A 14,052-nucleotide genomic window follows, 5' to 3' on the forward strand; every position below is an offset into this window, starting at 1 on the left:
GGATTGATCTCGAAAGCAAAATAGATGACGCAAAGCACTTGTGTGAGGATTTTTCTCATTCAAACTTTACTGTTTTACTTGAGGTTTATAAAGTGGCCCAAGAAGCGTTATATATGATTAGTACATTGTCTCAAAAGTGCTATACTGCCAGAAAAGACGAGGTGTCGTATGGGTTTCCTACGCTTTGTGATAAGATGCTAACTCTGACAATTTCAATTAGAGAGCTATTGCTAATGGGACAAGATGACAATGCACTTTGCTTGTTTAGAGTGTTTATGGAGGCTTGTGAATTGGGAGTGGTTTCCCTATTTGAAGATAATTTTACTGAATACATTGAACTCCAAGATGATCCTGTAAACCAGAAGAAGTTTTGGTCTAGGAATATTGCTAAAGGCAATATATATGTTGTTCTTAAGAAGATATTGGATAGTATCGATTTTCCTGAGGATATGAAAAACTCATATATCAATGTTCATAGGCAACGAAAGGATTACATATCCGGCTCCATTCATTTGAATGCGGGCAGTATATTAAGAGGTAGCACGGTTCCGTCATACATCCATAAGGACTACTTCGTATCAAGTACTTTAGGACATGTAAGTTTACAGGCACCAAGTATATATTATGGTGTGCTTGATGAATTATATTACTTCTCTTTAGTTCTAACACAATCTGTGAGGGCTGAGAATATTCCTAATTTATTTAGAGATATGGCAGAACACAATGAATACAGATTTGCAATCAAGTCATTACTATATTTTCAGGAAGTTTACAATCGATTTGATGACAGGATAGTAGAGCTAATCGAGACCGACCGTGAATAACTGCGCTTAACAGACCATTCCCAACATGCACAGGAAAGCGGAGAATGTACACGTCGGGAATGGTCGGAACGTTATGTGCAATAATCTACTAATTTATTGGAAAAGGAGAATCTATATGGCACTGGAGTTTGATTTTGATCGTTTGAAAGATGTTTATACTGAAGCAACTAACTCTTATGAGAAAATACTGATTTTTGAAAGTCAAGTAGGAAAAGGAAGATATCTTTTTATGATGTTCGTATCCGAAGAGGATGAAGAATCAAGAGATTTACTTTTTCTGTATCTTAGAAATACGAATAGAATTCTAAACATCAAAATGTATGGTAATCATCTAAAAGGTACATTTAAAGTCTATTTGAGAGAAAATCAGGTCGAATACATGACAGATGAATTACAGCTTGGCAATGGTAATGGACATTTTTCATTCGTCAACTTCTTGAATGAACTGAACGATAGTATACCATTATCAATTGAAAGAGAAAGAAAGATACATACAATGAGAAAGAATAACTCCATTATGAAAGAGCTTGGAGCGATTGATGAAAGTGAAAAGAAAGTACTAATTGGTGAAAGAAGACTGTCTGTTGGAACCCCAAAAGACAAAACTTTGCGTAAATTATATTCTTATACGAATTCTAGCGTAGGGGAAGTAGATAAGCTGATAGTCTGTTTGAAAAGGTTTAATATTACTGTGGCTTGGACTACAGAAGATAGAAAGAGCGAAGCGAAATCTATACGAGAAATACTAAATGCGATAGATCAGTGATATCAATTTTGCGTTGTTCTAAACTCCCGTAGATTACTGCACATAACAGGCGGTTCCCAACATGCGCAGGAACAAGGAGGATGCACACGTCGGGAACCGCCGGAACGTTATATGTAATGCCCTTAAATATTGGGAGATGCTTTGGAGATTTTAGAATGGAGTGACTATATTGAGTGATATAAGCTTAAATATTGTTATAGAAGAAACAAGTAATATTAATGATTCAATATATGATTTATTGTTATTGGCAGATCCAGCACAGAAAATTGTGGATGAATATATTGCTAGAGGAAAAGTATTTGTTGCAAATTATTCTGGTGATATTGTTGGGGAGTACGTTTTGATTAATACTCGACCAGAGACTATTGAAATTGTTAATATTGCTATAAAAGAAGAGTATCAAGGAAAAGGACTAGGAAAACTGTTGCTGAAAGATGCTGTTAACAGGGCATCAATGCATGGTGCAAAAGTGCTAGAAATCGGGACTGCAAATTCAAGCATATTTCAATTAGCACTATATCAAAAAGTGGGTTTTAGGATTACAAGAATTGATAGGGACTTTTTTATAAAACACTATGATGAGCCAATTTATGAGAATGGAATACAGTGTTCAGATATGATAAGGTTGAGCATGGATTTGAAACAAAAATTATAATATGACAGTGAAGTGTATTAAAACATTTGATATTTTAGAAGAATAAGTTGAAAAGTGTTGTGGGATAAACTGGTTGCAGTGCAAGGGCACTACATATAACATGACCATTCCCACAAGGGTGCAAGAAGCACCGTCATGAAGCGAGGTCAGCACCACCCCTTCTCACTAGGTGACAAGCACCGCCAGGGGGTATTCCTTTAGGGTCCAGTTCGAAGGTGTCGGGAATGGCAGAAACGTTATATGTCATTATCACTATCGGAGAAGTCCTTTAGGGTCAATTGTAAGATTCGGATAGTATAAGTTAAAAAAGTTAATCTCTTATAAGGGGGAGATACGATTTGAATAAAACTAAAACAGTTTGTTTTGATATGGATGGAACTTTGATTACCAATACAAATTCTGTAGAGTATCTTTGTTTTTTAAGTGGAAAAGCAGATGAAGTCGGAGCTGTTGAAAATAGGGAAAAACAAGATGAGATTTCTTGGATAGAAGCAGATTACATAAAAGCTAAATTATTTACTGGATTAGAGGTAAAGAGAATAGAAAAAGAGTTTGAAAAACATATTATACTGATCAACAACATTGAAAAGGTAATAAATGAATTAAAAAACAATGGTATTTTAGTGATTTTGGTGACGGCTGGACCGGTACAAGTTGCAGACATTTTAGGAAAGATGTTTAAATTTGATAAAATCTATGGAAGTATATATGAAGTCGAAAATGGAACATTTACTGGGAAGATATTAAATCATTTAGGAGATAGTGGGAAGTTAGATAGCTTGGAGTCATTTTGTAATGAGCATGATATAAAATTAGAAGATGTTGTTTCAATAGGAGATAGTGCATCTGATATAAAAATATTTGAAAAAAGTGGAAAATCAATAGCACTTAATTATTCTAAAAAACTATTTGGAAGAGCTGATGTTTATATGACTACCAATGATTTGCTTGATATTATGAAACATATATTTGAGTGATGCTATGTAGGCGTGATAACAACATATAACAAAGGTTTAGCAGACATCGTAGGCTAATTATATAGGTAAGTCCGACGTCGCTAACCCCAAAACGTTAGCCGAAATGAATTGATTAATGTAAATTAAGGAGGTAATGATGAGAATTAAATATTCGAAAAAAGATGTTCAGGTGAATCTAGAAAGTGCAAAGAAAAAGATTAGTAGTATTGTAAATGGTGACTCTCATGAGTTGATTAAAAGAATGACAGAGCCGTATGTTAGTCGTATTGAACAAATTGAGAAATTAAACAGTGTTGAGAATTTTAAGCTAAACTTCGTTGGAAGTGTTGGACTAGGAAAATCAACAGCTCTTTGTCATATTACTAATTTAGTAGATCTAGATATTATAAAAAATGATATTAGCAAGTTAAAAGATACAAGTATACTAAAAACAGGAAGTGGTCGAACAACATTATGTGAAACGACAATTAGGCTTAATAACAACTTCTCAACTTTTATTAAAATTGAGAAGCTTGATAAAATTAATTTTGAAAAGGACATCGAAGCTTTTTGTGCTCAGATTATCGGAGAGGAAAATGAGGAAGCATTATCTCGTGAAGTATTCAATGTTATTGTTAACATGAGCTCTTTCCCAGATAAACTTAAAAAAAGTGATAGAAGTAGACTACGAGAAGAGTACTCGAAGGATCAATTCGATAAACTGAGTAAGGAATTGCTATATAACTTGCAGAAGGATTATATAAAAACATATACAAATGGACAATATGATGAAATAGATGCAGTTAGCTTATTTGAAGCTGTAACGTCAGCAATAGATTATGACAATAGAAGTGTTGAATATTTGTATTGTCCTGAAGATGAAGTTGCAAAAAAATGGCTGAAAGAAAAATTCAATAGAATCAATTCAGGTTTAGAGAAACATTGTCCATATCCTAAAGAAATAGTGATTTCTGTAAATAGCAAGGACGTTGATTTTCAAGTCCCCCAGAATGTTATTGAAATTATTGATTCTAAAGGTCTAGATGGAAAAGCAGTTAGAACTGATGTCCAGGATTTGATTTCTTCAGAGGACAACATTGTATTTTTATGTAATGGGATTAATGATTATGGAAATATTTTAGAATATGACTGGCTAAAATCTGTTTTGGTTCATAATAATGATATTAATCATCGTTGTTTTATTCTCGGCCTAGAAAAAGGGAATGAGTTAGAGTTAGTTAATAACGCTGACGGTGATCGTGTAGAAGGGATGTACTTGAAACAAGATGAGTTGAAAAATAAGTTTAATCAACTTGTAAAAGATGTTTCGTTTGATGATAATAATATGCTATTTTACAATGCATTTCGGGGACTAGATAGTAATGCAATTGATGACTATACTGACCAGAGATTAAGTATTTCCAGGTCTGTTGAAGATAACATAAGAAATATGTATCATCAATTAAATCAAGAGTTGAAAGGTATCAATGAGTCACTAGAAATTTTTAAGCAAGGTCGTATTACAGAGGATCTTAAAGATAAGTTGTTAAAGGTAAAAATTGACTTGAAATCTTATATGAGCGAAGTTATTGCTGTGCAGAATGACAGCTTATCGAAATTACCACAACGTGTTAAGGATTTTCATGCAGGAGTTGTGCGAGCAAGTGTTAATAGAAATGGTAATTATGATTATTGTAATATTTATTCTGAATGTAGCCAAATTGGAAGTGATGAGTTTACTAATACTTGTCATAATCTAGTCTATTCGATAAAGCGAAATTTAAGAAGTAGCATGTTTTTTGACATTAATGATCCAGTTGAGTCTGCTGTTCAGGATGCTTTAATCTACAAAATTGAGCAGGAGTATATAAATTACGAAAAATTGGCACGTAGAGACTACTACAATGTATCGGAGAATAAAATAGCTAAGTCGACGATGTGGAGTGAAGCACGACTTCTTTGGGGCAGAGGTTCTGGTAATTACAAAGGTGAGGTAATTAAAAACATAACGAATGAATTAGAAATTAGCCATACTGAAGAAACTTTGAAATCTTTCAAACATGCTGAAAACTATTTTAGAGTTCTTTTTGACTTCATCGACAGCGTGACTCAAGAAAAATCAATTAACATCGGCTAACACGCCAGTTTCCTACATTCCCTCCGATGTCACAAGTCTTGCGAGGCAAGCTTTGCGCCACTTTTTCCGCTAAGGCGTTAAAAGGAAGGAACGTCGGAAACTGCGGGAACGTTAGGCAAAAGGGCAATATCGGGGCTGTTTTTGGAGATATATTGAAAAAATTTAAAAGTCAAATTTTTCTTTAAGGGGTAGGTTTTGTGCAAGAAATAATATTAAAATGGTTTGGTCCTTATGACTTGGAGCGAATTCAGTTGTATGATCTAGCATTTGATAAAGGGATATATATGATTTCTCGTATTTGGGGTGAAAAAGAGACATTACTTTACATTGGAAGAACTAAAAGAGAATTTCAAAAAAGGTTAAAGGAACATGATGTTTGGATAAAACAATATCGTGGTCAGATAAAGATAAGACTAGGATTGATTATGCTACACCCAGATACAAAATTTTCAGAAAAACTATTGGCAGATGTAGAAGCCTTACTAATTATTTTAAATAAAACAGTTGAAAATACTTCGAATACAAGTACATATTCAGGAAGAGCATTGACAATAAACAACACTGGGAGAAGAGGTTTGCTTGATAAAAGAATTACTTCAAATAGTGATTTGCTTGAAGATATCAACTAAAAGCATTGAATTTGAAAGCTATTATTATAGTAGAGGTACGAGATTAAATTGTTGATAGGTTGCCCCATTGCCTAACAAGCCATTTCCACTAGGGTCTGGTGGGAACGGTCAGGAGGGCACGTCAGACCACAATCACTCCTAGGGTAGGGCTTTAAGACACGGTGAGTGTCGGGAATGACAGAGACGTTAGGCAAAATTATTTCAAAGGAGAAAAGAGATATGGTTGGAGAAATTCTTTTAGGAATATTCGGCACCGAGATGTGTAATCTGATTAAAAAAGCTTTAAAGGACTCATTGGTGGATAGAGATGAAGACTTAATTGAAAGAATTCATAGTTCAATAGAAGAGGCTAGTAAAGTTTTTTTCGAAGTTTATGGAAGCCAATTTGGTAAACCTAGTTCAAGTTTTTTAGCAAGACAATCAAACATAGAAGTTATAGTTAAAAGTATTTTTTATGGAAGTAATTTTGAACTAAGTAATGAATTGTGGCCCGAAGGATTTGATGGTGCTGCAGATGCATCAAGACAAAGTTTGGACTTTTTTGTTGATAAATTGAACGAAATAATGATGAAGGATTTTAGACTTAATCAAATCATCACTGAAAAAAAGCATATCTCAGAAAATGAAAAAAACTTTAAAGATATTATGGAATTATTAGGAACATTAACTCAGCAAGGAAAAACTTTAGAAAATAATAAGAATTTTAACAATTGGATAATGAAGGACGAGTATGGAAAAGAATCCAAAATAATAGAGGGTAAGCAATATCGCAAAAAATTTCCTAATGGATTGGATTACAAATATATGTTTAAAGATGACTTAATATATGTTGAGATTTTGGACTTACATGGTCAAAAATCATATTATGAACTTGATATTAATGGGAATGTAAAGGACAGTAAGTTTCCTTACGAATTATCAGAATATAAACTTATAGTTGCAGAAGATCAAATAGTAAATAAAAATATTTTTAAGTTACCAAATGGCTTTTACAGAGAAGCGTACAAGCTCAAGTGGAATAAGCAAGCTGATGTTATATTTAATCAGAAAGGTGAGATTCAACATATAAACTTACGTGGTGGGTGGGAAGTAAAACATTTAGAAAAAGTTATTACTCCAAAGTATTAGTAGGAGGTATAACTTCGCCTAACATAGCAGTCCCAACATCTAGTGCAATTAGGAGCTTAGAAATTGACGTCGGGACTGCTCAAGACGTTATATGACAGAGAAAGCTAGATTAAGGAGGTAAAAATGTCAACTATTGAAAAAGGAAAAATATATCAATTTATTGAATTGAAGTATGATGAACTTGAAGAACGTGATGGAGGATATTATAGAGAGAAACACGATAAAGAAGCATTTGAAGAAGCTTCAAAGCATTTTAACCTTAAAAATGATGAATTGAAAAAAATTTATGATGCCTACTCAGCATTATCTGCTAAAATAGAAATTTCTAAGATTAATCGACTTCCTATAAAAAAGCGTAAACAAGTAATGACAAATAGAGTTACGGATATAATGAAAAATAACAGAGATAATCCATTTTATAAAAATGAAGGAAGTCCTAGAAAACCTCTACCAAAAGGACAAGAAATACTAAAAGAAGAATTTGAACAGACAATTGAAAAGATAAGTAAAATGGGTTGGGTTCTGCCACTCTCAATGAAAATTACAGATATAAAAAAAATATCTTCTTTGAATAAAGATATAGCCACTTATGATGAATTTTTCATGAGTTACTTTACAAAGAAAAAAATGACCGAACTTGCAAAGCATATTAATAATAGTGATATTGGAGAACGCCATAAGAGTCTTTTTAAGGATTGCTTGGAGTCTGTTGATAGAGGAAAATATATAATTTCGATAATATCTCTGATTACAATTCTTGAAGGGGTATTATCAATATTTGGAGATAACCCTAATAGTATTAAAATGATTCGTGTAGCAAGATATCATATGGATGAGAGTAAAAATAAGGGAAGATTAATTGATTATCTCATATGGTTATCGAATTATACATTTATTAATGAAATATACAAGAATTCTGAGTTTGACAAGAATGAACCTGATAGTGTTAATAGACATTGGTTGTTACATGGAAGGTCAAAAAATGAATGGCAAGAATGTGATTGCATAAAAATATGCAATGCGATACATTGTCTTGTTACCATTAAAAAGCATGAGGCAAAAACCGCATTCTCCATCATATAACAAGCCATTCCCACGAGGGTGCAGGAGGCACGTGTATAGGGAAAGGTCAGAGCACCACACCTTCTCACTGGGAGACAAGCTCCGCCAAGAAGTATTCCTTTGGGGTCCAGCTCAAAGGCTTCGGCAATGCGAAGCGTTAGCTGAAAGAACTCTATCGGAGTATATTTTTAGGGCCATCAAAATAAGGATTATCGTTGAAATTTGTACGGGAAGGTGAGTGTATGGAATTTATAGGTGCAGATGAGTTAAAACAAAGTTATGATGTTTACGCAAGTTTTTATACACTTAAAGCATTCGATGGTACTATCTTTAATTGTCGCAATGTTGCTGAAATTCATCATAAGGGCTCCCGTAAACCTTTAACTGATAACGGAGAGGCTGACGCGGTAATAATTATGATGAATCCTGGAAAATGTGAACCTAAATATTCAGATTCATATATTCCTACTTATATTTGGCAAAGTCTCAGCGAGAACTTAATGAGCAACAAGAAAATATTAGCAAAGCCGGATAATGCTATATATCAAATTATGAGATTAATGAATAAAAAGGATTGGTTACATGTGCGGGTTTTAAATTTATCGGATATTCGGGAACCCAATGGCGGAAAGTTTAAAGGGATGATAAATTCACTAAAAAGCAAATATAGTATGCATAGTATTTTTGACGTGGAAAGAGAAAAGGAGAGAGAAAGTTACTTTTGTTTAAAACAGGACGCTCCTATCATACTAGCTTGGGGGACTGATAAAGTTCTTCGTCCTTTAGCCAATAAGGCTGTATTGCGGTTGACATCGAAGAATACAGTTGGTCTTAAATATAGCACCTCCGAAAATCTATACTATTATCCTAGTCCCCCACCAAAGGTTGGTAAGATAAAGTGGTTATCTAATATACTATAGTTTTGCACTTTTTAAATAATTACCAAAAACTGACGTAATAATTTGCAAAATAAATGAGGAATATATGAACACAATACCCCCGACAAGGAGCGATGCTTGTGTACATTTATATTCCTCAAGAATTGTTACAGTTGTTATTATTTCCTAAGGAACTGTTATCAATACCAAATTATAAATATTTTGTTGGTTTTATTTGGTGTCTTTTAGTAACTGAAGGTCGAAAGACTACCAGAAATATATATAGATATTGTTTCTTTTACAAGAAGCATATTGCAAGTTGGGAACGGTTTTTAAGCAAGAACCAGTGGGACTGCATGGCTATTATGGAACAACTACTTCATAAGCTTTTAGAGTTATTTCCAAAGAATTTTATGATTCATGGATCGCTTCTGGTGGCTTATGATACGACACTTATAGCAAAGAATTCTAAGAAAATACCTGGTATTCAAAAGTGGAATAACCACAGTGGCAATGCAGACAAAGGCAAATACATTGTAGGTCACCACTGGGGTGCTTTGGGTATTGTTGGTTCTTTTCTTTCCAATAGATTCTTATGTTTCCCACTGATTTTTCGCCTGATATCCGGTAGGTTAAACCCCTCTCAATGGATGTCTGATGCCGAGGGCATAGCAACCTCTATGAACTGCTGGGACAATGCTCATGCTGCATTATTTCAATTTATAGATTGGGCCAGTAAACACCCCGTTAGGGTAGTGGCAGATGCATATTTTAGTAATAAGTCATTTATACAACCACTTTTGAGTGGAAAAAACCCGATCCATGTCATTACAAAATTAAAAAGTAATGCAATAGGATATTTAGACCCCGAGAAACCTCAAATAAAGAAACAAGGTAGACCAAGAAAAAGAGGACAGAAGGTAAAAATATTGACCCTTTTTAAAACTGAACCTATTCAATTGATATCTGTACGCCTATATGGTGAAACAAGAACCGTTGAAGTTGTGGTAAAAGATTTATGGGTATTAGGGCTTGACCGTAAAGTGCGAATCGTGGTCACAAAAGTTGGTAGTAATGTAACAGCATTGATCAGTACAGATATATCATTAACTCCAGCTGCGATTATTGAAATTTATGGTGCTCGCTTTTCTATCGAAACAGCAATCCGAGATATGAAGCAGCATTTAGGTTTAGGTGATTACCAGCATCAATCTTTATTACCTACATTCAGGTTTATTCACCTGGCAGCTGTGGCCTATAGTGTTGGGAAGATGGCACTGCTAAAGCATCCAAATAGTAGTTGGCTTCAAGCACAAGATTATCAAGGGGACACCCCTTGGACATCAGAACTTAGCTTTAAAAAGCTTCGTATCTGTCTGAGAAGATTTTCCTTGGGAAAACTTGTTTTACCCGAAACCGCATTAGATCAAGGAACAGATAAAAATATATCAGTGAAAGATGCAATACTTACTATTGCTTCATAACAGTACCAAAGTTAATTTTATAAAGGCTTTATTTGTGCAAAACTATAGTAATATAGTGGAAAATATTTAGATTTGATATTAACCAGGGGAGTTCCATCAGCTGACACGACAATTCGCGGCTCCGCTTCGCTCCATCCTAACTTTTAGCTGTCATGTCTTTTGCATTTGGGCTGGGCAAGATGATTGGCAAAAACCACGCCAGCTAAAAGTTCGCGAATTGCTAGACCGTTCTCCGAAACCATACGCTGAGACCGCGGTGTCCTACCGCGGATTGTGTAAAAGGATGTTAATAGCTTTTTTAATCACATTTGTAAAATATTATAAATTAGCCAATACGACATTTAAAAATGATATGGAGGGGTTATTATGTTTAGAGAATTACGGAGAAAAGACAGAGAAATTAAAAATAATGAAGTTATTCAAATCATAGAAAACAGTGATTATGGTATTCTATCAACTGTAAGTCAAAATGGGTATCCATATGGAGTACCAGTAAGTTTTGTTTTTATAAATAATTCAATATATTTTCATTGTGCTACCGAAGGGCATAAATTAGATAACATATTAAATAATAATAAGGTATCTTTTTGTGTAGTTGGAGAAACTTGCATTCTACCTACGTAGAATTTGTACAAATAGATTCAACATAATTGGAAGTAAATTTCCAGTCGAATTGAAGGTGAATATTCCATATTAAACCTTTTTCTTTTGAACTTTAAGAAAAATAATATATCATCCGTAAAATAGACATGCAAACCAAAGGTAGCAGACTCATTACCATTAATGGAATATATTTACTTTACCCACACCCTTTGACTATTTCAGAACTTTTGATTATCAAATAAACTTAGCTGCATATGCTTAGGCTCTGTTATGGCGTTAACCAATTTAAGTAATAAAACTAGCCATGCTGAAGCAGTTTCTTCATTGCAATTACTCTGCTGAAATGTTATCTTATTCATAAGGTAATACCGCCTTTCGTAGAATTTTTGTAGAGAAAATACTACTTCGATAGGCATAAGGTATTACCTTTAGTTATTTTTTGGATCTTCTACCATGGGTAAGTTATCCAAATCAAAAGCGAGTCATTGTACAAAAGTTGCGTAGTTAGAGGATTTACAGAGAAGTATAATGTTAGTAAATTAGTATATTTTGATAGTACAGATGATGTAAAAGCTGCAATTACAAGAGAAAAGCAGATTAAAGGTTGTACAAGAGGTAAAAAGATTGATTTGATAGAAAGTATAAACCCAGAGTGGGATGATTTATCTGAAATTTTTAATAATTAAGATCCTTCGCTATGCTCAGGATGACAACCCCTGAGGCCTAGTCATCCTGAGAGAATCGAAGGATCTTATCCAATGAAGAATCTTTCTTTTGGTGCCAGGTATGACAGATCTTGTTTTTAAGGCGTAACAGATGTATTAGACAGCATAGATAAATATATTAATATCTAAGGGATGGGAGAAACAGCAAAGAGGATATTAAATCCCTATGGTCAAGAAGGTTGGAGTTACTTTCAATATAGGGATTTCTGCATTATGCTATACTCTTTTAGCAATATCAAGAGAGCCCAGGAGGAGTTGAGATGAAGGAAAAAATGACAGATAAGTACAAAGAAAGTATTCGTGATAGACAAGTAACGTTAGTTATAATATCCATAAACATAGTCTTGTTTTTCCCTCTAAATACAATTCCTAACCTTAACAAAGCTTAAAAAATAAAATGTACACCATCACTCAAACCTTGATTTTCCAGTGTGAGTGATGATATAATATGTGTGAGCTATGGAAAATATCACAACTGAATAATGATAAACATGTACATAAAAGAAGGTTACCGTTACACAAATTCTTCAGTGCAGACATCATCTATCTTCCCCAAGTGGAAGCAGAACTACCTGAAGAAGACATTAAAAAGATGAATAGATTGATTGATATGCTTGAGGACAATGATGATGTGCAAGAGGTCCATCACAATTGGAGTATATAGGTGTAAGAACTGAAATTAAAAGGTATTTTATTCTTTTTTGTGGAAATACTTTACGAAAGGGGAGTGATTAAAATGAAATCTAACTCAAAGATAACTGGATATATTGAAAAAGATAATCATGATGGGACATTCGAAGTCGGGTTTAGACCTTTTATAAAAGTATTAGAAGGAGATAAATTTGTTGAATTCAAAACAAAAAATTTACCTGCAATAAATGGTATGAATTATGAGATAGGCGATGAAGTTTATGTAGAACTTGTCAACAAAAGAAGTAGTGACTTTTTCATAAGATGTAAAAAAACAAACGTATGATAAGTTAAAGAGTCATTAATTTGACTCTTTTTTAATGATTAAAAGCAGCCCTAGAGAGCAGACCAACGAGATGGTCTATTTTCTAGGGTGTTTTTTTTGTTCTTGATTACTGATAATCGCATCCTGGGTGAAAGCTTAGGATAAGGATACACTTTTCTTAGGAATATTTTAGACAATTTATATTATATATATAATAAGGGCAATGATAAAGCTACCTTGAGTTGGGGACGCAAATAATTGGCAAGGAGGAACGAAGGATAGAAGTACTTGTAAATAGGACAATCTATTAGTTAAAACCTATGGGGGTGGAGTAATGAAAAGAAAAAAATTTGGCATGAAATATAATAAAACAAGTAAAGCACAATATCTGTTAGCATTTTTGTTCTGTTTAATATTACCTGCAATGGCTATTTTAATTGGTTTACACATTACGGAAAATTTAGTGATGCCCACATTAAATCCGCAACTATTTCAAGGGAGCCTACCGGTAGAAGAAGGGGTGGGCCAGGAAACTGAAGAGGATCACAATGGTGAAGATGAAGTAGAGGAAGGAAGTATCGGGGCGGATAATGAAATAGAGGGCACAGATGAAACGCCAAAGGACGATATCCAAACATATTCTACAGAGATTAAAGGTGTATCCATTTACTTGATTCAGGTTGCAAGCATAGGGGATACATCAAATATTGAAGATTTTGTAGGAGAGTTAAATAATCATAATCTATCTCATTTAATCTATCAAATGGATGACAGTTATAAAGTGTATACTTTAGGATTCGCAGAAAGATCACAGATTGAAAATAGATTGCCCTTTGTACGGGAAAAATATCCAGATGCATACATTACTGAGATACGTTTGCCTGATAGAAAAGTAGCCCATGAGGATAAAAATAGTGAAACGGTGATACAAGACGTCAATCTGCTCACGGAGATATTGAGAAAACAGTCTCAGGAATGGTATAATTTTCTCCAAAAAGAAGGTGAATTGACTTTTTATGGAGAATTATTGCAAGAGCAAAGATTGTTATTATCTAAACTAAGTCAGACCATAGAAAATGATTTTTCAGAAAGGATCGTGAATAAAGATGTGTTTGAAAAGATGATTCACTATCAAAAAAGCAATACAGATAGGTCTTTAGAATCACTGGAGGACATGGATAATGAGTATTTGTTACACAGCATGTATTTAGACAGCTTATTTAGATTAATTGAAGTAATCAAAGGATAAA

General features: G+C 33.8%; 16 protein-coding genes. All 16 read left to right on the top strand.

Annotation, left to right across the window (positions count from 1 at the left end; all coding sequences use genetic code 11):
• The first annotated feature begins 38 nt into the window (after window positions 1-38).
• Window positions 39-824, top strand: coding sequence for a hypothetical protein (locus AMET_RS11160; RefSeq protein ID WP_207636421.1), 786 nt, complete (start codon window positions 39-41; stop codon window positions 822-824).
• A gap of 115 nt (window positions 825-939) precedes the next feature.
• The gene (locus tag AMET_RS11165; protein ID WP_012063394.1) at window positions 940-1,590 is read left to right on the top strand and encodes a hypothetical protein; all 651 of its coding nucleotides are present in this window, start codon (window positions 940-942) and stop codon (window positions 1,588-1,590) included.
• 160 nt (window positions 1,591-1,750) lie between these two features.
• Window positions 1,751-2,245, top strand: coding sequence for a GNAT family N-acetyltransferase (locus AMET_RS11170; protein WP_408626398.1), 495 nt, complete (start codon window positions 1,751-1,753; stop codon window positions 2,243-2,245).
• Window positions 2,246-2,583: 338 nt separating this feature from the next.
• Entirely contained in the window at window positions 2,584-3,222 is a 639-nt protein-coding gene (locus AMET_RS11175; RefSeq protein ID WP_012063396.1) for an HAD family hydrolase, read from the top strand.
• A gap of 133 nt (window positions 3,223-3,355) precedes the next feature.
• Window positions 3,356-5,338: a hypothetical protein gene (locus tag AMET_RS11180; RefSeq protein ID WP_157047235.1), complete on the top strand. Its 1,983-nt coding sequence runs from the start codon at window positions 3,356-3,358 to the stop codon at window positions 5,336-5,338.
• A 197-nt stretch (window positions 5,339-5,535) separates the two neighbouring features.
• Window positions 5,536-5,967: a GIY-YIG nuclease family protein gene (locus AMET_RS11185; RefSeq protein WP_012063398.1), complete on the top strand. Its 432-nt coding sequence runs from the start codon at window positions 5,536-5,538 to the stop codon at window positions 5,965-5,967.
• Window positions 5,968-6,141: 174 nt separating this feature from the next.
• Window positions 6,142-7,095: a hypothetical protein gene (locus tag AMET_RS11190; RefSeq protein WP_012063399.1), complete on the top strand. Its 954-nt coding sequence runs from the start codon at window positions 6,142-6,144 to the stop codon at window positions 7,093-7,095.
• 123 nt (window positions 7,096-7,218) lie between these two features.
• A complete protein-coding gene (locus AMET_RS11195) occupies window positions 7,219-8,178 on the top strand; it encodes a hypothetical protein (RefSeq protein ID WP_012063400.1) in 960 nt (319 codons plus the stop codon).
• 221 nt (window positions 8,179-8,399) lie between these two features.
• On the top strand, window positions 8,400-9,077 hold the full coding sequence (locus AMET_RS11205) for a DUF1643 domain-containing protein (RefSeq protein ID WP_012063401.1): 678 nt from the start codon (window positions 8,400-8,402) through the stop codon (window positions 9,075-9,077).
• A 92-nt stretch (window positions 9,078-9,169) separates the two neighbouring features.
• Entirely contained in the window at window positions 9,170-10,519 is a 1,350-nt protein-coding gene (locus AMET_RS11210; protein ID WP_012062763.1) for an IS701 family transposase, read from the top strand.
• Between the two features lie 366 nt (window positions 10,520-10,885).
• Window positions 10,886-11,143 carry a pyridoxamine 5'-phosphate oxidase family protein gene (locus tag AMET_RS11215; RefSeq protein ID WP_012063402.1) on the top strand — a complete coding sequence of 86 codons (258 nt, stop codon included), beginning with the start codon at window positions 10,886-10,888 and terminating at the stop codon, window positions 11,141-11,143.
• Window positions 11,144-11,607: 464 nt separating this feature from the next.
• Window positions 11,608-11,808 (top strand): GIY-YIG nuclease family protein, encoded by a 201-nt coding sequence (locus AMET_RS11220; protein ID WP_012063403.1) that lies wholly within the window; start codon window positions 11,608-11,610, stop codon window positions 11,806-11,808.
• Between the two features lie 299 nt (window positions 11,809-12,107).
• Window positions 12,108-12,236, top strand: a complete 129-nt coding sequence (locus AMET_RS26910; RefSeq protein ID WP_278184248.1) for a hypothetical protein — start codon at window positions 12,108-12,110, stop codon at window positions 12,234-12,236.
• Between the two features lie 59 nt (window positions 12,237-12,295).
• Window positions 12,296-12,511, top strand: coding sequence for a YebC/PmpR family DNA-binding transcriptional regulator (locus tag AMET_RS11225; RefSeq protein WP_041720699.1), 216 nt, complete (start codon window positions 12,296-12,298; stop codon window positions 12,509-12,511).
• Between the two features lie 72 nt (window positions 12,512-12,583).
• Window positions 12,584-12,823, top strand: a complete 240-nt coding sequence (locus AMET_RS11230) for a hypothetical protein (RefSeq protein ID WP_012063405.1) — start codon at window positions 12,584-12,586, stop codon at window positions 12,821-12,823.
• 313 nt (window positions 12,824-13,136) lie between these two features.
• Window positions 13,137-14,051 (top strand): hypothetical protein, encoded by a 915-nt coding sequence (locus AMET_RS11235; protein ID WP_012063406.1) that lies wholly within the window; start codon window positions 13,137-13,139, stop codon window positions 14,049-14,051.
• Window position 14,052 lies beyond the last annotated feature (1 nt).

This window comes from Alkaliphilus metalliredigens QYMF (assembly GCF_000016985.1).
GTDB lineage: Bacteria > Bacillota > Clostridia > Peptostreptococcales > Natronincolaceae > Alkaliphilus_A > Alkaliphilus_A metalliredigens.

Bases quoted from the DNA above. Each gene is read 5' to 3' on its own strand.
- AMET_RS11165 (WP_012063394.1), top strand. From the start codon at position 940: ATGGCACTGGAGTTTGATTTTGATCGTTTGAAAGATGTTTATACTGAA.
- AMET_RS11180 (WP_157047235.1), top strand. From the start codon at position 3,356: ATGATGAGAATTAAATATTCGAAAAAAGATGTTCAGGTGAATCTAGAA.
- AMET_RS11190 (WP_012063399.1), top strand. From the start codon at position 6,142: ATGACAGAGACGTTAGGCAAAATTATTTCAAAGGAGAAAAGAGATATG.
- AMET_RS11195 (WP_012063400.1), top strand. From the start codon at position 7,219: ATGTCAACTATTGAAAAAGGAAAAATATATCAATTTATTGAATTGAAG.
- AMET_RS11205 (WP_012063401.1), top strand. From the start codon at position 8,400: ATGGAATTTATAGGTGCAGATGAGTTAAAACAAAGTTATGATGTTTAC.
- AMET_RS11210 (WP_012062763.1), top strand. From the start codon at position 9,170: ATGCTTGTGTACATTTATATTCCTCAAGAATTGTTACAGTTGTTATTA.
- AMET_RS11215 (WP_012063402.1), top strand. From the start codon at position 10,886: ATGTTTAGAGAATTACGGAGAAAAGACAGAGAAATTAAAAATAATGAA.
- AMET_RS26910 (WP_278184248.1), top strand. From the start codon at position 12,108: ATGAAGGAAAAAATGACAGATAAGTACAAAGAAAGTATTCGTGATAGA.
- AMET_RS11225 (WP_041720699.1), top strand. From the start codon at position 12,296: ATGTGTGAGCTATGGAAAATATCACAACTGAATAATGATAAACATGTA.
- AMET_RS11230 (WP_012063405.1), top strand. From the start codon at position 12,584: ATGAAATCTAACTCAAAGATAACTGGATATATTGAAAAAGATAATCAT.
- AMET_RS11235 (WP_012063406.1), top strand. From the start codon at position 13,137: ATGAAAAGAAAAAAATTTGGCATGAAATATAATAAAACAAGTAAAGCA.